The sequence below is a fragment of the Streptomyces sp. NPDC018947 genome (assembly GCF_044390505.1).
Classification (GTDB): Bacteria; Actinomycetota; Actinomycetes; order Streptomycetales; family Streptomycetaceae; genus Streptomyces.
In genome coordinates, this window is sequence record NZ_JBIRZD010000004.1 from 126,774 (window position 1) to 147,723 (window position 20,950).

A 20,950-nucleotide genomic window follows, 5' to 3' on the forward strand; every position below is an offset into this window, starting at 1 on the left:
CGGGCCCGGCGCCGGCGCGCCCCGCCCGGCCGTCAGCTCCCGGCCGCCGCCGACGGGGTGGCCGACTTGCAGCTCGGCTGCTTGGCCATCGCCTGGCCGACCTCGCCCTCCTCCAGGGTCTTCAGCGCGTCGCTGCCGGACTGGCTGAGCTTGTTCAGCTCGGTGGCGACGTCCTTGAGGCCGTCGGCGAACTTCGCCTGGTCCTTGGTGTCGAGGCCCTCCACCTGCTTCTTCAGCGAGGCGTAGGAGGCGGAGAGGCCGTTGAGCTCCTTGACCGCGTCCTGCTGCTTCTTCTCGCCGTCGTCGACGTTCGGCGGACCTGCCTTCTGCACGGCCGCGCCCATCGCCCTGTAGGCGTCGGACATGTCCTGGAAGGCCTTCGCGTCGGTCTGCTGGACCTGCTCCGGCGTGCTGTTGTCCGAGGTCTCCTTCTGGATCGCGGCGTTGGCCGCCTCGATCTTCTTCGCCTGCGGCTGCACCGCGTCGCAGACCTGCTTGGCCCAGGAGTCCAGCTTCTCGTTGCCGTCGTCGCTGCTGCATCCCGTCAGCGCCAGTACCAGTACCGCACCGCCGGACAGCGCGGCCGCGAGCTTCTTGTTCACCGGATTGGTCCCTTCCATGGCTCTCGGCCCCGGAACATACACGCCGGATGGAGGACATCCGCATGACGAACATCCATTAAGACCGTATTGCAGCCATTTGCACCATGGGAGAGAAGGCTCACGGCGAACGAGCGCGCACGCACTGCGCGGGCGGAGGGCGCTTCACCCAGCGCCCTCCGCCCGCGTCTTGACCAGGGGTCCCGTGCGCCCCTCGGCGCCCGCCGCTACGAAACCACCGCCGTGTTAGCCGACTTGGGCTCCTGGTCGGGGTTGTCCTCGTCACCCACGGCGATGCCGCGCCGCTTGGACACGTACACCGCGGCGCCGATGACGGCGAACGCGAGGACCGCGACCAACACCCGTACGCCGACGCTCTTGTCGGCGCCGTAGGAGAACTTGATGACCGCGGGCGCGATGAGCAGCGCCACCAGGTTCATCACCTTCAGCAGCGGGTTGATGGCGGGCCCCGCGGTGTCCTTGAAGGGGTCGCCGACCGTGTCGCCGATGACGGTGGCCTCGTGGGCGTCGCTGCCCTTGCCGCCGTGGTGACCGTCCTCGACGAGCTTCTTGGCGTTGTCCCAGGCTCCGCCGGAGTTGGCGAGGAACACCGCCATCAGCGTGCCCGCGCCGATCGCGCCCGCCAGGAACGCGCCGAGCGCGCCGACGCCGAGCGTGAATCCGATGAAGATCGGCGCCATCACGGCGAGCAGTCCGGGCGTGGCGAGTTCGCGCAGGGCGTCCCTGGTGCAGATGTCGACGACCTTGCCGTACTCCGGTGTCTCGGTGTGGTCCATGATCCCGGGCTTCTCCCGGAACTGTCTCCGCACCTCGAAGACCACCGAACCCGCGGAGCGGGACACCGCGTTGATCGCGAGCCCCGAGAAGAGGAAGACGACCGCCGCTCCCGCGATCAGCCCGACCAGGTTGTTGGGCTGCGAGATGTCCATCATCAGGCTCATCGGCGCGCCGTCGCCGCTGAGCCTCTCGCCCACGTCCCGCGCGCCGGTGGTGATGGCGTCGCGGTACGACCCGAACAGCGCGGAGGCCGCGAGGACGGCCGTGGCGATGGCGATGCCCTTGGTGATGGCCTTGGTGGTGTTGCCGACGGCGTCCAGATTGGTGAGCACCTGGGCGCCGGCGCCCTCCACGTCGCCGGACATCTCGGCGATGCCCTGCGCGTTGTCGGAGACCGGGCCGAAGGTGTCCATGGCGACGATCACACCGACCGTGGTGAGCAGGCCGGTGCCGGCCAGGGCGACCGCGAACAGCGCCAGCATGATCGACGTGCCGCCGAGCAGGAAGGCCCCGTAGACACCGAGGCCGATCAACAGGGCGGTGTAGACGGCGGATTCCAGTCCGATGGAGATGCCGGCGAGGACGACGGTGGCGGGACCGGTGAGCGAGGTCTTGCCGATGTCCTTGACGGGCCGCCGGGTGGTCTCCGTGAAGTAGCCGGTGAGCTGCTGGATCAGGGCGGCCAGCACGATGCCGATCGCCACCGCGACGAGCGCGAGGATCCGCGGGTCGCCGTCCTTGCCGGCGATGGCCGCGTCGGTGACGCCGTCGAGGTCGGCGTACGAGCCGGGGAGGTAGACGAAGACGGCGACCGCCACCAGCACCAGCGAGATCACCGCGGAGACGAAGAAGCCCCGGTTGATCGCGCTCATCCCGCTGCGGTCGGACCGCCGGGGCGCCACCGCGAAGATGCCGATCATGGCGGTGATCACACCGATCGCCGGCACCAGCAGCGGGAACGCCAGCCCCGAGTCCCCGAAGGCGACCTTGCCGAGGATCAGCGCGGCGACCAGGGTCACGGCGTACGACTCGAAGAGGTCGGCCGCCATGCCCGCGCAGTCGCCGACGTTGTCGCCCACGTTGTCGGCGATGGTCGCGGCGTTGCGGGGGTCGTCCTCCGGAATGCCCTGCTCGACCTTGCCGACCAGGTCCGCGCCGACGTCGGCGGCCTTGGTGAAGATTCCGCCGCCCACACGCATGAACATCGCGATCAGCGCGGCGCCGAGACCGAAGCCCTCCAGCACCTTCGGCGCGTCGGCCGCGTACACCAGCACCACGCAGCAGGCGCCCAGGAGACCGAGTCCCACCGTGAACATGCCGACGACGCCGCCCGTGCGAAATGCGATCTTCATCGCTTTGTGCGAGACGAGGGTGAGATCCTTTTCCGGTTCACCCGCGGCAGGTGTCGCTTCCCGTGCCGCCGCGGCGACACGCACATTACTGCGCACGGCGAGCCGCATGCCGATATAACCGGTGGCCGCCGAGAACGCCGCGCCGATCAGGAAGAACACCGATCGTCCGGCACGCTGGTTCCAGTCGTCCGCGGGCAGCAGCATGAGCAGGAAGAACACCACGACCGCGAATACGCCGAGTGTGCGCAGCTGCCGGGCCAGATAGGCGTTCGCGCCTTCCTGGACCGCCGCCGCGATCTTCTTCATGCTCTCGGTTCCCTCGCCCGCCGACAGCACCTGGCGCACCAGGATGCCCGCAAGCACCAGCGCGGCCAGCGCGACGACCGCGATGACCGCGACCAGGGCGCGGTTCCCGTCGGTCAGCACGGCGGCGGCCAGGGCCGAGGAATCACTCAACTGATGAGGGGTGGGAAGCTCCGCCATTCGTCCTCCTTGACGCTTGGGCTGAGCTCGACCTGATCAAAACAGTGCACGACAAAGGGAATTACCCTGTCAACCGGAAGGACTCCGGAAGTGGCGCACGTAGTAATGCCCTTCCGGCATTATCGTTCCGCCGATCTTTTCCGCGATCTTTCGCCTCACCTTTTCCGGCGATCCTTTCCGCCCGATCGGTGGCTCGAATGATCGTGAAGGAATTCACTAGAGGCCGCACGGAACCACTGTAGGCGCGACCCCCATTTTCCGCACATGACAAAGGGCCCTACGAGGTAGGGCCCTTCGGGTGAAGCGGTGGGGGGTGTGTCAGACCGGCGGGAGCATCGCGGACGCGGTCGGCCACGTCATGCGGATCCGGCCGCCGCCCTCGTCGGCGGTGACCTCCACGTCGTCGACGAGACCGCTGATGACCGCGAGGCCCATCTCGTCCTCCTCGGCCTCCGCGTCGTCGACGGCCGCGCCGGGCGCCGCGGGTGAGGCGTGCGGCGCCTCGTCGCCGACCTCGATGGAGAACTGCTTCTCCTCCTCGATCAGCGACACCATGACCGGCGCCGTGATGCCGCCGTGCCGGTGCAGGCCGACGGCGCGGCTGCACGCCTCTCCGACGGCGAGCCTGACCTCGTCGAGGACGGCCTCGTCCACTCCGGCCCTGCGCGCCACCGCAGCCGCCACCAGACGGGCGGTACGGACGTGCTCGGGCAGCGCGCTGAAGCGGAGTTCGACGGTGGCCATGCATCCCCCTCGTACTACGGGCGTGCGTCGAGGGACCGGGCCGCCGACAGCCCGGCCCCTCCTTGTTCGGATCGCACCGGGCCCCTGGGCCCGGAACAGTCGTCAGTCGGTGGCCGCCACCGCTTCCTCGACCGAGGTGTGAATGGGGAACACCTTGGTGAGGCCGGTGATACGGAAGATCTTGAGAATGCGCTCCTGGTTGCAGACCAGGCGCAGCGAGCCCTCATGGGCACGCACCCGCTTCAGTCCGCCGACCAGCACGCCGAGCCCGGTGGAGTCGAGGAAGTCCACGCCCTCCATGTCGACGACGAGGTGGAAACTCCCGTCGTTCACCAGCTCGACCAGCTGCTCGCGCAGCTTGGGCGCGGTGTATACGTCAATTTCGCCACCGACCTCGACGACCGTGCGATCGCCGACGGTACGGGTCGACAGGGACAGGTCCACGGATCCTCCAGCACCTTGCTATCGAGCGGTCGTCCCTCGGGACACCTCGGCTTGAAGCCCCCAGGACGGTTCGCCAGCCGCGATGGCATTCAATCACTTACCGGCAGGCGTGCACGACGCCTTGGTCCCATTGTCCGTCACGCCGGTGACACACTCGGTGCCGATGGCCGAGAATCACCGATCCGACAGACCCCCGGCGGGGCCCGGCTCCCGGCCGGATCCGGGCACGGTCCTGGGCCGGCTGGCCGCCGGACCGAGCCGGGCTGCGCGCATCACTCATACGGAGCACTTGCCCCCGCGTGCGGGACGTCATGCCGTCTGGCCGGACCGGATTCGCCCGGAGGTCGTGGCGGCGGTGCGGGCGGCGGGCATCGAGCATCCGTGGGCCCACCAGGCACGGGCCGCGGAGCACGCCCTGGACGGCGACTCGGTGGTCGTGGCCACCGGCACCGCGTCCGGCAAGTCGCTGGCCTATCTGGTGCCGGTCCTGTCGACGCTGCTGGACGGCTCCGAGGCCCCGAACGGCCGCGGCGCCACCGCCCTCTACCTGGCCCCGACCAAGGCCCTGGCCGCCGATCAGTGCCGGTCCGTGAAGGAACTTTCACAGCCTCTGGGCACATCCGTGCGGGCGGCGGTGTACGACGGGGACACGCCGTTCGAGGAACGCGAGTGGATCCGCCAGTACGCCGGCTACGTCCTCACCAATCCGGACATGCTGCACCGCGGCATCCTGCCGTCCCATCCCCGCTGGTCCTCCTTCCTGAAGTCGCTGAAGTACGTCGTCGTCGACGAGTGCCACACCTACCGCGGCGTGTTCGGCTCGCATGTCGCCCAGGTGCTGCGCAGGCTGCGCCGGCTGTGTGCCCGCTACGGCGCGTCGCCGGTGTTCCTGCTCGCCTCCGCCACGGCCGCAGAGCCCTCGGTGGCGGCCCGCCGGCTCACCGGGCTGCCGGTCGTGGAGGTCGCCGACGACGCCTCCCCACGCGGTGAACTGGTGTTCGCCCTGTGGGAGCCGCCGCTGACCGAACTGGAGGGCGAGAAGGGCGCCCCCGTCCGCCGCACCGCCACCGCCGAGGCGGCCGACCTGCTCACCGACCTCACCGTGCAGGGCATGCGCTCGATCACCTTCGTCCGCTCCCGGCGCGGCGCCGAGCTGATCTCGGTGATCGCCCAGGAGCGGCTGGCCGAGGTCGACCGCTCCCTGACCCGGCGTGTCGCCGCCTACCGGGGCGGCTACCTCCCCGAGGAGCGCCGCGCCCTGGAACGGGCCCTGCACTCCGGCGAACTCCTCGGCCTCGCGGCGACCAACGCCCTCGAACTCGGCGTCGACATCTCGGGCCTCGACGCCGTGGTCATCGCGGGCTACCCGGGCACCCGGGCCTCCCTGTGGCAGCAGGCCGGCCGGGCGGGCCGCTCCGGGCAGGGCGCGCTGGCGGTGCTGGTGGCCCGCGACGACCCGCTGGACACCTTCCTCGTCCATCACCCGGAGGCGCTGTTCGACCAGCCGGTGGAGTCCACGGTGCTCGACCCGGACAACCCGTACGTCCTCGCCCCCCACCTGTGCGCGGCCGCCGCCGAGCTGCCCCTGACGGAGGACGACCTGCAGCTCTTCGGCCCCGCCTGCGAGGAGCTGCTGCCCCAGTTGGAGGCGGCGAAGCTGCTGCGCCGGCGGACCCGGGCCTGGCACTGGACACGCCGTGAGCGGGCCGCCGACCTGACCGACATCCGGGGGGAGGGCGGGCGGCCGGTCCAGGTCGTCGAGGCCGGGACGGGTCGGCTGCTGGGCACGGTGGACGCCGGCGCCGCCCACACGACGGTCCACGAGGGCGCCGTCCACCTGCACCAGGGCCGCACGTATCTCGTGCGCTCCCTCGACCTGGAGGACTCCGTCGCCCTGGTCGAGCAGGCCACGCCGTCGTACTCGACCGTCGCCCGCGACACGACGTCGATCTCCGTCCTCGGGACCGACACCGAGATCCCCTGGGGCGACGGCCGGCTGTGCCTCGGCTCCGTCGAGGTCACCAACCAAGTGGTCTCCTTCCTGCGCCGGCGCCTGATCACCGGCGAGGTCCTGGGCGAGACGAAGCTCGATCTGCCTCCCCGCACGCTGCGCACGCGTGCGGTGTGGTGGACGGTCACCGAGGACCAGCTCGACGAGGCCCGGATCAACCCGGAGATCCTCGGCGGGGCCCTGCACGCCGCCGAGCACGCCTCGATCGGCATGCTGCCCCTGTTCGCCACCTGCGACCGCTGGGACATCGGCGGCGTCTCGGTCCCGCTGCACCCGGACACTCTGCTGCCGACGGTCTTCGTGTACGACGGCCACCCCGGCGGCGCGGGCTTCGCCGAGCGCGCCTTCCACACGGCCCGCGCGTGGCTCACGGCGACCCGTGAGGCCATCGCCTCCTGCGAGTGCGACGCCGGCTGCCCGTCCTGCATCCAGTCCCCCAAGTGCGGCAACGGCAACGACCCGTTGCACAAACGCGGAGCCGTACGACTGCTCACGGTGCTGCTGCGAGGGGCGACGGGGACGGGTGCCCGGCCCGAGGTGGAGGCCCGGTAGGGGGTGGGGGCTGAGGCGCCTCCCGAGCCCGGGGCTCGGCAGGGGGGAGCGCGGCCCGAGGTGCGGCAGGCGCCGATGTGCCTGGCTGGGGGACGGGGACGCCGACGGCCACGCTCTGCGGGGCAGGGGCGCCGACCCGCGTCAGCGGAGCTGGCTCGCCGGCCCCCATAAGCGGGCCGGGATCGCGGGCCGCCGCCGGGGGAACCGGCCCTGCCTCAGGCTCCCCCGGGCCGGCTCTGGCCCGGACCTCCGCCATGAAGGGCCCCCGGCCCGACGCCGCCGTCACGTCCGAGATCCGGCCGGTGAGCACGCACCGCACCAGCCGCGTCCCCTGGGCACGTGCGATCCGGTCCGCGTGGGCACATGCCCGCGTGCCGCCGAGCGACCAGTGGTCCGCCGCCGCGAGCGCCGCCAGGTCGGCCCCGCCGGCCGCGCGATGCCGGGCCACGACGGCCTGACCGAGAGCCAGCACGACGCCGAACACCAGGCACAGAACGGCGATGGCTCCGACACTCCAGACGGTGGCGGACCCCCGGTCGAAGTGCCCGTCGAGGCGGCGACCGGCCACCCGGCGCGGCGAGAGACCGCGCCTCATGATCCCTCCTCCGCCGTTTCCCCCACCGCCTGTTCGACCGAGGCCACGGCTTCCTCCCGCACCTCGAAGGGCAGGCCGCCCAGCAACGGAGGTTCCGTGACGACGACCACCCGGACGCGGTCCGCCTCCCGGCCCACCGTGACCCGTGCTCCGCGCGGCGCCGCTTCCCGGGCGACGGCCACGACCGCGTCGGCGGGATCCTGGCGGGCCGCCGCCCGGGCGCCCGTGCGGGCCGCGTCCGCGCACTGGATCTGGACGGCCACCGCCAGCAGGGCCCACACCAGCGCCGTCACGAACACCACCAGCACGGGCAGCACCACCGCGGTCTCCGCCGTCACGAACCCGCCGTCGCCTCTCCTACGGGCTCCGACTCGCGCCGGCCGCTCACATCCGCGCATCGAGCGCCCGCTTCACGATGCCCTGGAGCTCCGCGCTGACCGCCCCGCTCGTGACGACCTTGTACAGCACGACCGCGAAGGCCACCGCCGCGACGATGCCCATCGCGTACTCGGACGTGACCATCCCCGCGTCCCGCCGCCGTAGGGCCTGCCACCGCGCCGTACGCGCCCCGCACACCAGGGCACGCACCCGTGCCCGTACCCACTGCTTCATCTCGACCCCCGTGAGGTTCGGTTCCGTAAGTCCACTCGTTCGTTCGTCGGTCACTCGCTCGCCGGCTTCACGCCGTTCCGCTTCTCCGTGTCACCCACCTCCTCCCAGCACCCCGCCGGCCAGGCCGATCACCACCGGCAGTACGCCGACGGCGACGAAGGCGGGCAGGAAGCACAGCCCCACGGGGCCGGTGACCATGACGGCCGCCCGGCGGGCACGGACCGTCGTGGCACGGGCCCGGTCGGCGCGGGCCTGGGCGGCGAGCCGGGCGACGGGACCGGCCGCGGGCAGCCCCGACAGGTCGGCCCGCTCCAGCAGCCGCGCCAGGGGCCCGGCGTCCGGCAGCGCGGCCAGCCCGCGCCAGGCGGCGCCCGGTTCACCTCCGAGCCGGACCTCCGCGGCGCCGCGCGCCAGCGCGTCCCCGAGGGGCCCGCCGAGGGCATCGCCCACCGCCTGGGCCGCGACCACCGGGCCGGCGCCCGCCGCGATGCAGGCCGCCAGCAGGTCCGCGGCCAGGGGCAGCTGGCGGGCCGCCTCGGCGGCGGTCTTCGCGGCCGACGTCCCGCCGGGGGGCCGCCGCGCGTACCAGCGCCCCATCGCGGCCGCCGCGGCCAGTCCGACCAGGACGCCGACGGCGCCGCCCACCAGGGCCCATCCGGCGCCCACCGTCGCCACCAGGGGCAGCCATCTGCGCGCGGCACCCCGTGCGGCACCGCTCGGTGGACCGGTCCGCACCTGTGCCGGAACCAGCAGCACCGCCAGTCGCTTGCGCGCCGCCCGCTCCCGGCGCCGCACGACGGCCCAGCGCGCCAGCCATCCGCCGACCAGCACCACCCCCAGTACCGCCCCCAGCCTGTGGACGACCTCCCCGCTCACGTCACCGCCTCCGCTCCCCGCACGATCCGGCTCACCCACCACACCCCGAGGCCCTCCAGCACCGCGCCGGCCAGCAGGCAGCCCAGTCCCGCGCCGGTGTGCAGCAGCACGTGCAGGGGGTCGGAGCCGAGGGCGACACCGAGGAGCAGGCCCAGTGCCGGCAGCCCGGCGAGCATCACCGCCGTGGCGCGGGCGCCCGCCAACTGGGCACGCAGGTCGGCCCGCTGGTCCCGCTCGGCGCGCAGTGCGCCCTCCAGCCGGTCGAGCCCCGCAGCCAGGCCGGCGCCCTGGTCGACGGCCACCCGCCAGCAGGCCGCGAGGCCCAACAGCCCTTCGGCGCCCGGTTGTCGTGCCGCCGCCGCGAGCGCGCCCGGCACGTCACCGCCGAACCGGGCCGCCGCCAGCACCCCGGCCCGGGCCTCACCGAGCCCGCCGGAGTCGTGGGCGGCACTCAGCAACGCCTCGCCCGGCTGCCGTCCCGCCCGCACCTCCCCGGCGAGCGCCCCGCACAGCGCGATCACCGCGTCCTGCCGGCGTTCCCGGTCCCCTCGGTCCCGGGCGGCGAGCCGCACCCGGCGCAGCACCGGCACTCCGGCCGCCCCCGCGACGACCGGCAGCACCGACGCGCCCAGTACCGCAAGCACCAGTCCGGCCACCAGGGACCACCACTCGCCCCGGAACCGGCCGCGAACCCGCCGCAGCGAGTCCGTCACCCGGTGCATCGTGGGCGGTCCGACCCCCACCGTCCCGCCGCCCACGAACAGCGCACGCGCACGCCTGGCCCCCGCATGCCGTCCGGCCGTCAGCCAGACTCCCGCGCCCAGGCATGCCAGGGCCGCAACCGCCGTCGGTTCAGCCGTCCCCGTCACCGGCTCGCCCCCCTTCCGCTCCCTGGTCGCGCAGCAGCTCGCTCAGCCGCTCCCACCCGCGTTCGGCCACGAACGACTCCGCGCCCCACCGCAGCGCCGGTACCGTCCGCACCAGCCCCGACGCGTCCCGCTCCAGTACGTGCACCTCCGAGATCCGCCGCCGCCCCGCCCGGTCCCGCACGAGGTGGAGGACGACCGACAGGGCCGCCGCCAACTGGCTGTGGAGGGCCGCCCGGTCGAGCCCGGCGGCGGTGCCGAGGGCCTCCAGGCGGGCGGGTACGTCGGCGGCGGCGTTGGCGTGCACGGTCCCGCACCCGGCGTGGCCGGTGTTCAACGCGGCGAGCAGGTGTACGACTTCGGCCCCGCGCACCTCACCGACGACGAGGCGGTCCGGCCGCATCCGCAGGCCCTGCCGCACCAGGTCCTCCAGGGTGACCAGGCCCGCGCCCTCCTGGTTGGCCGGTCTGGTCTCCAGGCGCACGACGTGCGGATGGTCCGGCCGCAGCTCCCCGGAGTCCTCGGCGAGCACGATCCGTTCACCGGGTCCGACGAGGCCCAGCAGCGCGCTCAGCAGCGTCGTCTTGCCGCTGCCCGTGCCGCCGCTGACGAGGAAGGACAGCCGCGCCCGCAGAAGCGCCCGCAGCACCCGGTCTCCGCCGGGCGGTACGGTGCCCGCCGCCGCCAGTTCGTCGAGCGTGAAGGCGCGCGGCCGTACGACCCGCAGCGACAGGCACGTGCAGCCGACGGCGACCGGGGGCAGCACCGCGTGCAGGCGGGTGCCGTCGGGCAGCCGGGCGTCCACCCAGGGCCGGGCGTCGTCGAGCCTGCGCCCGGCGACGGCCGCGAGGCGCTGCGCGAGCCGCCGTACCGCCGCGGCGTCCGGGAAGGCGACGGACGTGAGTTCCAGGCCGCCGCCCCGGTCCACCCAGACCCGGTCCGGGGCGGACACCAGGACGTCGGTCACGGAAGGATCGGCGAGCAGCGGCTCCAGCGGCCCACTGCCGACGATCTCCGACCTCAACTGCTCGGCGGCACCGAGGATCTCTGCGTCCCCGAGCACCCGTCCCTGCTCGCGCAGCGCCTGCGCCACACGTGCGGGGGTCGGCTCGGCGCCGCTCTCGGCAAGCCACCGCCGCACACCGTCGAGCAGCCCGGAGACGGACCCCTGGGCCACCCGTGGTCCGGCGCCCGGAGCCACATGGTCAAGCCGGTCCACCCCGCCCGCGGAAGCCGGCCCGGACACCACGCGGGGCGCCGGCCCCGTTGCCGTCCCGCGCACGCGGCCTCGAAATCCACCGGGCACCGGCCCGGAGGCCACGCCAGGGGCGGCCCCGGCAAGCCCACTGGGGACCGTCCTCGCAGGCTCCCCGCGTGCCGGCCCCCACGACACCCCGGGCACCGACGCCGAAGGAGCCCCACGTGCCGCTGCCCCTGGAGCCACGCCGCCTGCCGCCGTCCGCGCGGACGCGCTCACGCCCGTCCCTGCGACCACCGCTCCGGATCGCCCGGCACCCACCGCCGCACCAAGCTCTGAGGCACCGGACACGACCCCCACCGGCCCCCTCGCACACGACCCCCCGCTCTCCGGCCCGGGCGCCCCGGCCCCCGCCCAAGCGGGCCGCCCGCGCACCACCTCCCGCGCCATCCCCACGTGCCGTCCGGCATCCGTCCCGGCACCCATGGCCGCCGCTTCCGCCCTCATACCGCCCCGCCCGTCTCCGTCGTCGTCAGCGCCCGCTCCCAGAACTCCCGGCAGAAGCGCGCCAGTGGTCCGCGTCCGGCGGCGCCCGGTGGGCGCCTGTTCTCGGTCGCCCGTGCCAGCCCGGACTCGACGGGCACCTCGCCGGCCAGCGGCAGCCCGAGCAACCCGGCCACCTCCCGGTCGTCGAGCCCGGGCGCGTACGGGCCCCTCACCGCGACCCGCAGGTCGCGCAGCACCATGCCGACCGCGGAGGCCACCCGCCCGGCCGCGGCGACGCCGCGCAGTTCCGCCGGGACGACGAGCAGTCCGACGTCGATCTGGGCGAGCACCTCGGCGACCCCGTCGTCGATCCGGCGGGGCAGGTCGACGACGACCGTGCCGCCCCTGCGCCGTGCCGCGGCGAGGACCGCCCGTACGGCCTGGGGCGGCACGGCGACGCAGTCGCCCCGGTCCCAGCTCAGTACGCGCAGCGAGTGCAGTTCGGGCAGCGACTCCTCCAGGGCGCCCCCGCCGACCCGCCCGCGTGAGGCCGCGAACGCGGGCCACCTCAGGCCCTCGGCCGTCTCTCCGCCGAGCAGGACGTCGAGCCCGCCGCCCAGCGGATCGGCGTCGACGAGCAGGCTGCGCAGCCCCTGGCGCGCGGAGGTGACGGCGAGCGCGCAGGCCAGCGTGGAGGCGCCGGCACCGCCACGGCCGCCGATGACCCCCACGGTGAGGGCGGGCCGGCCGACGCCTTCCGCGACGTCGGCGATGCGGTCGACCAGCCACTGCTCACCGTCGGGCAGCATCAGGACGTGGTCGGCGCCGATCTCGACGGCCCGCCGCCAGACCCCGGAGTCGTCCTGGTCGCGGCCGACCAGCACCACACCGCGTCTGCGCGCGGCCCCGCGTACGCGCCGGGCGGCGTCGTCGCCCACCAGGACGAGTGGTGCGGCGTCCCAGCTTCCGCGCTGTCCCGGCACCGAGGGCTCTCCCGGCAGGGAGTGGTGCACCTCGGGCGTGGCACCCGCCGCCGCGCACAGGCGGAGCAGGTCGTCGAGGAGTTCGGTGTCCTCGGTGACGATCAGTGGTCCGCCCTGCCGCCCTCCGGCGGAGGACGGTGGGTCGTGTGTGACAGTCCCGGTCATGACGGGATCCCCTTCGCTTCGCTTCGCTGCTCGCCGTCCCTCGCGCGACCCGCGACGCCCCGTCGGTCTCCGGCCGTGCGACGAACCGGAAACCGCCGGGCGGCGCGGCCCGAACGCGTGGAATCACGGTGCGGTGCTCCGCGAAAACTTGTGGATCTTGGTCGATATCTGGGGACGACCCGGTCGCCTGTGGATATCGACGCGACCCGAACGGGTGAGTACCGGGCCGCTCCACAGCCTCTCGGAGCCGTCCCCACAGCCTCTCGGAGCCGTCCCCACAGCCGTCTCGGAGCCGCTCCCGCACCGCTCCCGGGCCGCCCCGCCCACACGCCCCCTCGACCCGTTCGCAGAGCACCCCCACAACTACTCAGAGTCATATATCAGGAGCATGACAAGGAACCCATTCACGCGACTCCGCCAAGCCATCCGCACCTGCGGCAAAGAGGAAAACCCGCCCGGACATGCGACGACCCCCGCCGGGGGGGAGAGCGGGGGTCGTCTCCACGGCCGACTCGGGGGGGGAGGAGTCGGACCGGGTTAGCACGGTCGCGAACGATCCGTGACTTCCATGGTGTACCCGAGAGCCTTCTCAGGCAAACCCACACGCCCCACCTTACGCCGAATGGGCTGCCCCTATGCTCAGGGTCGTGGAAAACCACTCCTCGCCCCGTACCGCGGCCTTCTTCGACCTGGACAAGACGGTCATTGCGAAGTCGAGCACGCTCACCTTCAGCAAGTCGTTCTACCAAGGCGGGCTGATCAACCGCAGGGCCGTCCTGCGCACCGCGTACGCCCACTTCATCTTCCTCGCCGGCGGCGCCGACCACGACCAGATGGAGCGGATGCGCGAGTACCTGTCCGCGCTGTGCCGCGGCTGGAACGTCCGGCTGGTCAAGGAACTCGTCGCCGAGACGCTGCACGACCTGGTCGACCCGATCATCTACGACGAGGCCGCCTCCCTGATCGAGGAGCACCACACCGCCGGCCGTGACGTCGTGATCGTCTCCACGTCGGGCGCCGAGGTCGTCGAGCCGATCGGCGAGCTGCTGGGCGCCGACCGGGTGGTGGCCACCCGCATGGTCGTGGGCGACGACGGCTGCTTCACGGGCGAGGTGGAGTACTACGCGTACGGCCCGACCAAGGCGGAGGCAATCCGGGAACTGGCCGCGTCCGAGGGGTACGACCTGTCCCGCTGCTACGCGTACAGCGACTCGGCCACCGACCTTCCGATGCTGGAGGCCGTCGGCCGTCCGCACGCCGTCAATCCGGACCGCGCCCTGCGGCGGGAGGCGCTCGCGCGCGAGTGGCCGATCCTCGATTTCCACCGGCCGGTACGGCTCAAGCAGCGGATCCCGAGCCTCTCCGTACCGCCGCGCCCGGCCCTCGTCACCGCCGCCGCCATAGGCGCCGCGGCGGCCACCGCGGGCCTCGTCTGGTATGCCAGCAGGCGCCGGACGGCAGCGGCCTGACGCAGACCCTTTCACCCGTGTTTGACCGTGGAAGTAAAGAAGTGCGGCGAGGGCTTCCGCTTACCCCCGGTCAGGAGTACAAAGGACTCAACGGCCCGCGAGACCAAGGACATCCGAAAGGATCACCTTAGAAACGCAATTGGCCCCACGGACCGAGCATGGACACCGGGAACCCACGCGACGTCGACCCGTCGATTACGGGCCAGCCGCACCAGGTGACGGGCAAAGTTCCCGACCTGATGGGCAGATATCGAGGACGCTTGGTAACGCGGTGAACATGCCAGCGGCGGTACGAATTCTCGTACCGCCGCATTCCGTTGCGGCGCGCGCCGCACGTCGGCCGCTGCCGCGTTCCGGTTACGCCGCGCCGCGCTGGAGCGCCTCGCACACCGCGGTCGACTCGCGCGCCCCCAGCTCGACGGCCCTGCCGCAGTGCGCGATCCAGGCGGACATGCCCTCGGGGGTGCCGGAGACATAGCCGTCGAGGGCCGCCAGATAGGCCGCGCGGCCCAGCTCGGCGTGGCCGACCTCGGCAGGGCAGACCGACTTCGGGTCCAGGCCGCTGCCGATCAGGACGATGCGTTCGGCCGCGCGCGCGACCAGGCCGTTGTGCGAGGTGAAGGGGCGCAGGGCCATCAGCTCGCCGTGCACGACCGCGGCCGTCACCAGCGCCGGCGCGGAACCCCCCGCGATGATCAGCTCGGCCAGACCCTCCAGCCGTCCGTGCGCCTCCGCGGCACCCGGCAGCGGCAGCTCGACGAGGGGTTCGTCCACCGGCTCCCCCTCCTGGCGCGGCCGCCCGACCTGATCGGCCTTGTCCGCGGCCGCCACCAGGTGCAGCCGGGCCAGCACCCGCAGCGGCGACTGGCGCCAGATGGACAGGAGTTGGCCCGCCTCGGCGGTCAGCCGCAGCGCGGCACCCACCGTGCGCGCCTCGGCGTCACCGCTGAAGTCGGTGCGCCTGCGCACCTCCTCCAGGGCCCAGTCCGCGCCCGACAGCGCCGCCGAGCCCCGGGAGCCGCGCAGCGCGGCCTCGGAGGTGATCTCGTTGCTGCGCCGTCGCATGATCCGGTGACCGTAGACCCGGTCCACGGCCTTGCGTACGGACTCCACGGACTCGGCCACACCGGGCAGGGATCCCAGGGCCGCGAGCGGATCGGCGGTCGCGCCTGTCGTACTCATGGGTACGACCCTACGCACCCGGGCGCCGCACCCCACGAAGGAGTGGTCTTCTTCACGCGCCCCACAGCTCCGGTGCCACGTACAGCGACCGATCCCCTACGCTTCGTGAACATGAAAATTGCTTTCGTCGGGAAGGGCGGCAGCGGCAAGACCACTCTGTCCTCCCTGTTCGTCCGCCATCTCGCCGCCACCGGCGCACCGGTCGTCGCGATCGACGCCGACATCAACCAGCACCTCGGGGCCGCACTGGGCCTCGACGAGGCGCAGGCGGCCTCCCTGCCCGCGATGGGCGACCACCTGCCACTGATCAAGGACCATCTGCGCGGCACCAACCCGCGTATCGCCTCGGCCGACACGATGATCAAGACGACGCCGCCCGGAGAGGGGTCGCGTCTGCTGCGGGTGCGCGAGGACAACCCCGTCTTCGACGCCTGCGCCCGGCCGGTGGAACTCGACTGCGGGGCCGTCCGTTTGATGGTCACCGGGCCCTTCACGGAAGCCGATCTGGGAGTCGCCTGCTACCACTCCAAGACGGGAGCGGTGGAGCTGTGCCTGAACCACCTGGTCGACGGCCGTGACGAGTACGTCGTGGTCGACATGACGGCGGGCTCGGACTCGTTCGCCTCCGGCCTGTTCACCCGCTTCGACATGACGTTCCTCGTCGCCGAGCCGACCCGGAAGGGGGTCTCGGTCTACCGCCAGTACAAGGAGTACGCCCGCGACTTCGGCGTCGCCCTGAAGGTCGTCGGCAACAAGGTGCAGGGACAGGACGACCTCGACTTCCTGCGCGAGGAGGTCGGGGAGGACCTGCTGGTGACCGTCGGGCACTCGGACTGGGTGCGCGCCATGGAGAAGGGCCGCCCGCCCCGGTTCGACTCCCTGGAGGACGCCAACCGCCGGGCACTGCGGACGCTGCACACGGCCGCGGACGCGGCGTACGAGCGGCGGGACTGGGCGCGGTACACGCAGCAGATGGTGCATTTCCACCTGAAGAACGCCCGGAGCTGGGGCAACGAGCGGACCGGGGCCGACCTGGCCGCTCAGGTCGACCCCGCCTTCGTCCTCGGCGAGGAGGTCGCCACCCCCGCGTGACGACCTCCCCGGCGCGGTGGCCACCCGGGTGCCGCGGCCACCGCGGTACGGCGGCCGACCCCGCCGCGGTACGTCTACTGCTTGGCCGCCGGCGCCCCCGGTACGCCCTTCGGGGCCGGAGCGGGGGCCGCCGACAGGAAGGACGCCCAGCCCTGCTTCGGGGCCTCGCCGACACCCAGGGTGCGCAGCTTCTCCAGGGTCTTCGGGTCCTGGGCGTCCAGCCAGTCCGCGAGCTGCCGGAAGGAGACGCAGCGCACCTCCTCCTTGGTGCACACCGTCTTCACGACCTCCTCGACGGCGCGCATGTAGGTACCGCCGTTCCAGGACTCGAAGTGGTTGCCGATGATCAGCGGCGCGCGGTTGCCGTCGTAGGCCCGCTGGAAGCCCCGCAGCAGGCTGTCGCGCATCTGGTCGCCCCAGTACTCACGCTTGGCGGGGTCGCCCTGGGTGCTGGTGCCCGACTGGTTGACCATGAAGTTGTAGTCCATCGTGAGCTGCTCGAAGGTGTGCCCGGTGAACGGCACGAGCTGCATCGACAGGTCCCACAGGCCGTTCTTCTTCTTGGGCCAGAGCTGGTTGTTCACACCGCTGCTGTCGTAGCGGAAGCCCATCTGGCTCGCCGCCTTCATGAAGTTCTCCTGGCCCTCCAGGCACGGGGTGCGGGCGCCGATCAGCTCCTTGTCGTAGTCGAAGGGCAGCGGGGCGCCGTTCTTGAGGCCGGTGTTGGTCTTCCAGGTCTTCACGAACTGCTTGGCCTGGTTGATCTCGCTCTTCCACTCCTCGACCGACCACTCGCCGCCCCCGCCGCCCGGGCCGCAGAAGTGGCCGTTGAAGTGAGTGCCGATCTCGTTGCCCTCCAGCCATGCCTGCCGGAGCTGGGAGACGGTGTCGGTGATGCCCTGCTCGTCGTTGAAGCCGATGTCGGAGCGGCCCGGGGAGTGCTGCGGCGGCTGGTACAGCTCCGCCTTCTCCTCCGGCAGCATGTACACGCCGCTCAGGAAGTACGTCATGGTGGCGTTGTTCTCCTTGGCCACCTTGCGGAAGTGGGAGAACAGCTTCTGGCTGTCCTCGCCGGCGCCGTCCCACGAGAACACCACGAACTGCGGGGGCTTCTGGCCGGGCTTCAGCCGCTCGGGCCGGGGCAGATGCGGCTGCGCGCCGGTGTACGCCGTCGATCCGTCGCCGATCAGCCGTACCGCGCTCCCGGGCGCCGGAGCCGCCTTCCCCTTCTCCTTCTGCGGGCCGTGCGTCCCTTCGCCGGAATCGTTTCCGCCGGCGCCCATCGCACAACCGGCGAGCGAGGCGGCGCAGACCGCGGCGATGACGGTGCGCGTGGCGATCCTGTGGGTGGCGGCCATGTTCCGCCCACCTTCTTCCTTCTCTCGGGCCAACGCCGACGAGGGCGATGTCGGGTGCTGTACCGGGATGTGCCGTCAGCGCCGTCAAGGTGGCACGAGACCGAGAAGGAATTAATACGACAAGCCGATGAAAAGACCGATTCACTCGCTTGCGCGGTGCACTACTCCGTTTGCGCGAAAAGTCTATGCCATCCCTTTACCCTGAATTACGATCCGTTTACTGAGCGCAATGATCGCGTGCTCGCGTATCCCGCCGCTGTATGCCGTGACCCACGGCCGCGCACCGCCCCGCCCCGCGGCGGCCCATCCCTGACCGCGACCGCGCAGCACCGGAGGAGACGGGAAAGATGTCAGCCTGCGTACCCGCCCGCGCCGATTCGGCCCGCACCAAGCACGTCCACCAGCCCCACAGTCCGCCACCCGGGCGGCCCCGGCGATTCCGCGTCGCGGGCGCCGACGTCTCGGCCGCGATCGCGGTCTTCCTGATCGCCCTGCCCCTCTCGCTGGGCATCGCCCTCGCCACCGGCGCCCCGCTCCAGGCCGGGCTCGTCGCCGCCGCCGTGGGCGGGATCGTCGCCGGACGCATCGGCGGCTGCCCGCTCCAGGTCAGCGGCCCCGCCGCCGGACTCACGGTGGTCACCGCCGACCTCATCCAGCGCTACGGATGGCGTACGACCTGCGCCATCACGGTGCTCGCCGGAATCGCCCAACTGGGCCTCGGCTGCCTCCGCGTGGCGCGCACCGCCCTCGCCGTGAGCCCCGCCATCGTGCACGGGATGCTCGCCGGCATCGGCGTCACCATCGCCGTCGCCCAGTTGCACATCGTCCTCGGTGGCACCCCGCAGAGCTCGGTTCCCGACAATCTGCGGGCGCTGCCCGCCCAGTTGGCCCACCTGCAGCCCGCCGACCTGGCGGCCAGCGTGCTGACCCTGACCCTGCTGACACTCTGGCCCCGCGTCCCGGGCCGGACCGGAGAGCTCCTGGGCAAGGTTCCCGCCGCCCTGGTCGCCGTCGCCGGTGCCACCGCGGTCGCCGCCCTCGCCGGGCTCCGACTGCCGAAGGTCGACCTGCCGTCCTGGAGCAGCCACGCTCTGGCGACACTGCCCGACGGTCCGGTGCTCGGCCTCGTCGCCGCCGTCCTCACCACCACGCTCGTGTGCAGTGTGCAGTCCCTGCTCGGCGCGGTCGCCGTGGACAAACTCGTCGCCGCCCGGCCAAGCCCCGCCGGTCCTGTGGGGCGCTCCGACCTGGACCGCGAGCTGCTGGGCCAGGGAGCGGCCAACGTCGCCTCCGGGGCACTCGGCGGACTGCCCGTCGCCGGTGTGGCCGTGCGCAGTTCGGCGAATGTGCAAGCCGGTGCCGTCAGCCGGAACTCCACGATGCTGCACGGCGTTCTCGTAGTGATCGCCGCACTGCTGATGGTCCCGGCCCTCGAGTTCATCCCGCTCGCCTCGCTCGCTGCCCTGGTCATGGCCGTCGGCCTCAAGATGGTGTCCCTGAACCACATCCGCACGGTGACCCGCCACCGTGAGGTCCTGGTCTACGCGGTCACCACCGGCGGCGTGGTGTTCCTCGGCGTCCTGGAGGGCGTCGCCCTGGGCGTCGCCGTCGCCGTCGGTGTCGCCCTGCACCGCCTGACCCGCACCCGTATCACGCACGTCGAGACGGAAGGAGTCCATCACGTCCATGTCAGAGGCCAGTTGACGTTCCTCGCGGTGCCACGGCTCAGCCGCGTCCTGCACCACGTCCCGCACGGCGCCCCCGCCGTCGTGGAGCTGGACGGGTCGTTCATGGACCACGCGGCGTACGAGGCGCTCCAGGACTGGCAGAAGACGCACACCGCGCACGGCGGCTCGGTCGACATCACCGGGCGCCGCCCCGGCCTGCGGATCTCCGAGCCCACCGAGACGGACGGCTGCCGCTGCCGCCCCTGGACACCCTGGCGCAACCACCAGTGCGACCGCCCACGGCCCGCGGCCGCATCCGCACCCGGCCCTGACCGGAAGCCGGACGGCGCCCGGGTACCCGGCACGGACGGCAGGCACGGCACGGACGGAGCAGACGGACCTAAGGCCCTGGTCGGACACTCCGAGGCCGTCGGAGCGGGCGGGGCCGTGGGACCGCGCGGACCCGGCAGGGCGGACCGGGCCCCCGGACCCGGCGGTGCCGGCGGGCCGCGCGGCCCGGCCGGATCCAGCGCGCACGAACTCGCCCACGGCATCCGCGCGTTCCAGCGCAACACCGCCCCGCTGGTGCGCGACGAGCTGGCCCGGCTGGCGCGCGAGGGACAGCAGCCCTCCCAGCTCTTCCTCACCTGCGCCGACTCCCGGCTGGTCACGTCGATGATCACGTCCAGCGGCCCCGGCGATCTCTTCGTCGTGCGCAATGTGGGCAACTTCGTCCCGCTGCCCGGCGAGGAGAGCGGCGACGACTCGGTGGCCGCCGCGATCGAGTACGCGGTGGACGTGCTGAAGGTGCGGTCCATCACGGTGTGCGGCCACTCCGGGTGCGGAGCCATGCAGGCACTGCTCGGCGCCGGATCCTTGCGGGCGGACGACGGCGCGCGGACGCCGCTCGAGCGGTGGCTGCGGCACGGGCTGCCCAGCCTGCGGCACCTGGCCGAGGACGAGGGCGCCTGGACCGGGCTGGCCGGACGCCCGCCCGCCGACGCGGCCGAGCAGCTCTGCCTGGCCAACGTGGTCCAGCAGCTCGAGCACCTGCGCGCCCACGACTCGGTCGCCCGCGCCCTGCACGAGGGTGTGCTGGAACTGCACGGCATGTACTTCGACGTGGGCGAGGCCCAGGCGTACCTGCTCACCGAGGGGCACGGGGACGGACGGTTCGAACCGGTACGGGAGACCGGCCTGCCGGCCTGAACCGCCGGGCGTCGGCGGGGCGGAGTGTGAGAGGCGTTACACACCCTGAACCCCGCACCGCCGGCGCCCGTGGGTACGGATGACGCAGGCCACGGAGACGACCACCGGTTCCGGACAGGTCTAAACCATTTCTCCGTCGACCCTTGTCATCGGCCCCCCGGGTCTGATGAGGTGTGGCATGGGACACAACGGACAACCCTGAGAAAGGG

General features: G+C 72.6%; 16 protein-coding genes and 1 pseudogene. 4 read left to right on the forward strand and 13 right to left on the reverse strand.

What is annotated here, in order from left to right; genetic code table 11:
- Positions 1-32 precede the first annotated feature (32 nt).
- The 4 genes from ACH499_RS10840 to bldG all read right to left on the reverse strand — a co-directional run bounded on the left by ACH499_RS10840 (position 33) and on the right by bldG (position 4,420).
- Positions 33-620, reverse strand: a complete 588-nt coding sequence (locus ACH499_RS10840) for a small secreted protein (protein WP_356203081.1) — start codon at positions 618-620, stop codon at positions 33-35.
- A gap of 206 nt (positions 621-826) precedes the next feature.
- The gene (locus ACH499_RS10845; RefSeq protein WP_399014921.1) at positions 827-3,232 is read right to left on the reverse strand and encodes a sodium-translocating pyrophosphatase; all 2,406 of its coding nucleotides are present in this window, start codon (positions 3,230-3,232) and stop codon (positions 827-829) included.
- Positions 3,233-3,550: 318 nt separating this feature from the next.
- Positions 3,551-3,976: an ATP-binding protein gene (locus tag ACH499_RS10850; protein WP_356203076.1), complete on the reverse strand. Its 426-nt coding sequence runs from the start codon at positions 3,974-3,976 to the stop codon at positions 3,551-3,553.
- Positions 3,977-4,078: 102 nt separating this feature from the next.
- A complete protein-coding gene (gene bldG / locus ACH499_RS10855; protein ID WP_003975386.1) occupies positions 4,079-4,420 on the reverse strand; it encodes an anti-sigma factor antagonist BldG in 342 nt (113 codons plus the stop codon).
- A gap of 82 nt (positions 4,421-4,502) precedes the next feature.
- Here bldG and ACH499_RS10860 point away from each other — a divergent pair, with 82 nt between their 5' ends.
- Positions 4,503-6,983: a DEAD/DEAH box helicase gene (locus ACH499_RS10860; RefSeq protein ID WP_399014923.1), complete on the forward strand. Its 2,481-nt coding sequence runs from the start codon at positions 4,503-4,505 to the stop codon at positions 6,981-6,983.
- 199 nt (positions 6,984-7,182) lie between these two features.
- Here ACH499_RS10860 and ACH499_RS10865 read toward each other — a convergent pair.
- The 7 genes and pseudogenes from ACH499_RS10865 to ssd form a co-directional block, all read right to left on the reverse strand.
- Positions 7,183-7,578, reverse strand: a pseudogene (locus tag ACH499_RS10865) (Rv3654c family TadE-like protein); the annotation flags it as partial.
- Positions 7,575-7,976, reverse strand: coding sequence for a TadE family type IV pilus minor pilin (locus ACH499_RS10870; protein ID WP_399014925.1), 402 nt, complete (start codon positions 7,974-7,976; stop codon positions 7,575-7,577). The gene ACH499_RS10870 and the pseudogene ACH499_RS10865, both read right to left, overlap by 4 nt.
- Entirely contained in the window at positions 7,963-8,190 is a 228-nt protein-coding gene (locus tag ACH499_RS10875) for a DUF4244 domain-containing protein (protein WP_356203070.1), read from the reverse strand. The genes ACH499_RS10870 and ACH499_RS10875 overlap by 14 nt, the downstream gene beginning before the upstream one ends.
- A gap of 90 nt (positions 8,191-8,280) precedes the next feature.
- Positions 8,281-9,066 carry a type II secretion system F family protein gene (locus ACH499_RS10880; protein WP_399014928.1) on the reverse strand — a complete coding sequence of 262 codons (786 nt, stop codon included), beginning with the start codon at positions 9,064-9,066 and terminating at the stop codon, positions 8,281-8,283.
- Positions 9,063-9,935: a type II secretion system F family protein gene (locus ACH499_RS10885; protein WP_399014931.1), complete on the reverse strand. Its 873-nt coding sequence runs from the start codon at positions 9,933-9,935 to the stop codon at positions 9,063-9,065. The genes ACH499_RS10880 and ACH499_RS10885 overlap by 4 nt, the downstream gene beginning before the upstream one ends.
- Positions 9,919-11,109, reverse strand: a complete 1,191-nt coding sequence (locus ACH499_RS10890; protein WP_399014933.1) for a TadA family conjugal transfer-associated ATPase — start codon at positions 11,107-11,109, stop codon at positions 9,919-9,921. Before ACH499_RS10890 ends, ACH499_RS10885 begins: the two co-directional genes overlap by 17 nt.
- Before the next feature lie 524 nt (positions 11,110-11,633).
- Entirely contained in the window at positions 11,634-12,764 is a 1,131-nt protein-coding gene (gene ssd / locus ACH499_RS10895) for a septum site-determining protein Ssd (protein ID WP_399014935.1), read from the reverse strand.
- 635 nt (positions 12,765-13,399) lie between these two features.
- On the opposite strand from ssd, the gene ACH499_RS10900 reads away from it, so the two are divergent.
- Positions 13,400-14,233: an HAD family hydrolase gene (locus ACH499_RS10900; RefSeq protein ID WP_356203062.1), complete on the forward strand. Its 834-nt coding sequence runs from the start codon at positions 13,400-13,402 to the stop codon at positions 14,231-14,233.
- Positions 14,234-14,590: 357 nt separating this feature from the next.
- Here ACH499_RS10900 and ACH499_RS10905 read toward each other — a convergent pair whose 3' ends face one another.
- Positions 14,591-15,415, reverse strand: a complete 825-nt coding sequence (locus tag ACH499_RS10905) for an oxidoreductase (protein ID WP_399014937.1) — start codon at positions 15,413-15,415, stop codon at positions 14,591-14,593.
- A gap of 111 nt (positions 15,416-15,526) precedes the next feature.
- Here ACH499_RS10905 and ACH499_RS10910 point away from each other — a divergent pair, with 111 nt between their 5' ends.
- On the forward strand, positions 15,527-16,507 hold the full coding sequence (locus tag ACH499_RS10910) for an ATP-binding protein (protein ID WP_399014939.1): 981 nt from the start codon (positions 15,527-15,529) through the stop codon (positions 16,505-16,507).
- A 74-nt stretch (positions 16,508-16,581) separates the two neighbouring features.
- On the opposite strand, the gene ACH499_RS10915 is transcribed toward ACH499_RS10910, so the two are convergent.
- Positions 16,582-17,865 carry a hypothetical protein gene (locus ACH499_RS10915; protein ID WP_399014942.1) on the reverse strand — a complete coding sequence of 428 codons (1,284 nt, stop codon included), beginning with the start codon at positions 17,863-17,865 and terminating at the stop codon, positions 16,582-16,584.
- 347 nt (positions 17,866-18,212) lie between these two features.
- Between ACH499_RS10915 and ACH499_RS10920 the strand changes: the two genes are divergently transcribed.
- The gene (locus tag ACH499_RS10920) at positions 18,213-20,741 is read left to right on the forward strand and encodes a SulP family inorganic anion transporter (protein ID WP_399014943.1); all 2,529 of its coding nucleotides are present in this window, start codon (positions 18,213-18,215) and stop codon (positions 20,739-20,741) included.
- Positions 20,742-20,950: the final 209 nt, after the last annotated feature.

What these genes read in the sequence shown, in the direction of transcription:
- ACH499_RS10900 (WP_356203062.1), top strand. Translation starts at nt 13,400, where the DNA reads ATGCTCAGGGTCGTGGAAAACCACTCCTCGCCCCGTACCGCGGCCTTC.
- ssd (WP_399014935.1), bottom strand. Translation starts at nt 12,764, where the DNA reads ATGACCGGGACTGTCACACACGACCCACCGTCCTCCGCCGGAGGGCGG.
- ACH499_RS10920 (WP_399014943.1), top strand. Translation starts at nt 18,213, where the DNA reads ATGTCAGCCTGCGTACCCGCCCGCGCCGATTCGGCCCGCACCAAGCAC.
- ACH499_RS10850 (WP_356203076.1), bottom strand. Translation starts at nt 3,976, where the DNA reads ATGGCCACCGTCGAACTCCGCTTCAGCGCGCTGCCCGAGCACGTCCGT.
- ACH499_RS10910 (WP_399014939.1), top strand. Translation starts at nt 15,527, where the DNA reads ATGAAAATTGCTTTCGTCGGGAAGGGCGGCAGCGGCAAGACCACTCTG.
- ACH499_RS10840 (WP_356203081.1), bottom strand. Translation starts at nt 620, where the DNA reads ATGGAAGGGACCAATCCGGTGAACAAGAAGCTCGCGGCCGCGCTGTCC.
- ACH499_RS10905 (WP_399014937.1), bottom strand. Translation starts at nt 15,415, where the DNA reads ATGAGTACGACAGGCGCGACCGCCGATCCGCTCGCGGCCCTGGGATCC.
- ACH499_RS10915 (WP_399014942.1), bottom strand. Translation starts at nt 17,865, where the DNA reads ATGGCCGCCACCCACAGGATCGCCACGCGCACCGTCATCGCCGCGGTC.
- ACH499_RS10870 (WP_399014925.1), bottom strand. Translation starts at nt 7,976, where the DNA reads ATGCGCGGATGTGAGCGGCCGGCGCGAGTCGGAGCCCGTAGGAGAGGC.
- ACH499_RS10860 (WP_399014923.1), top strand. Translation starts at nt 4,503, where the DNA reads ATGGCATTCAATCACTTACCGGCAGGCGTGCACGACGCCTTGGTCCCA.
- ACH499_RS10875 (WP_356203070.1), bottom strand. Translation starts at nt 8,190, where the DNA reads ATGAAGCAGTGGGTACGGGCACGGGTGCGTGCCCTGGTGTGCGGGGCG.
- ACH499_RS10845 (WP_399014921.1), bottom strand. Translation starts at nt 3,232, where the DNA reads ATGGCGGAGCTTCCCACCCCTCATCAGTTGAGTGATTCCTCGGCCCTG.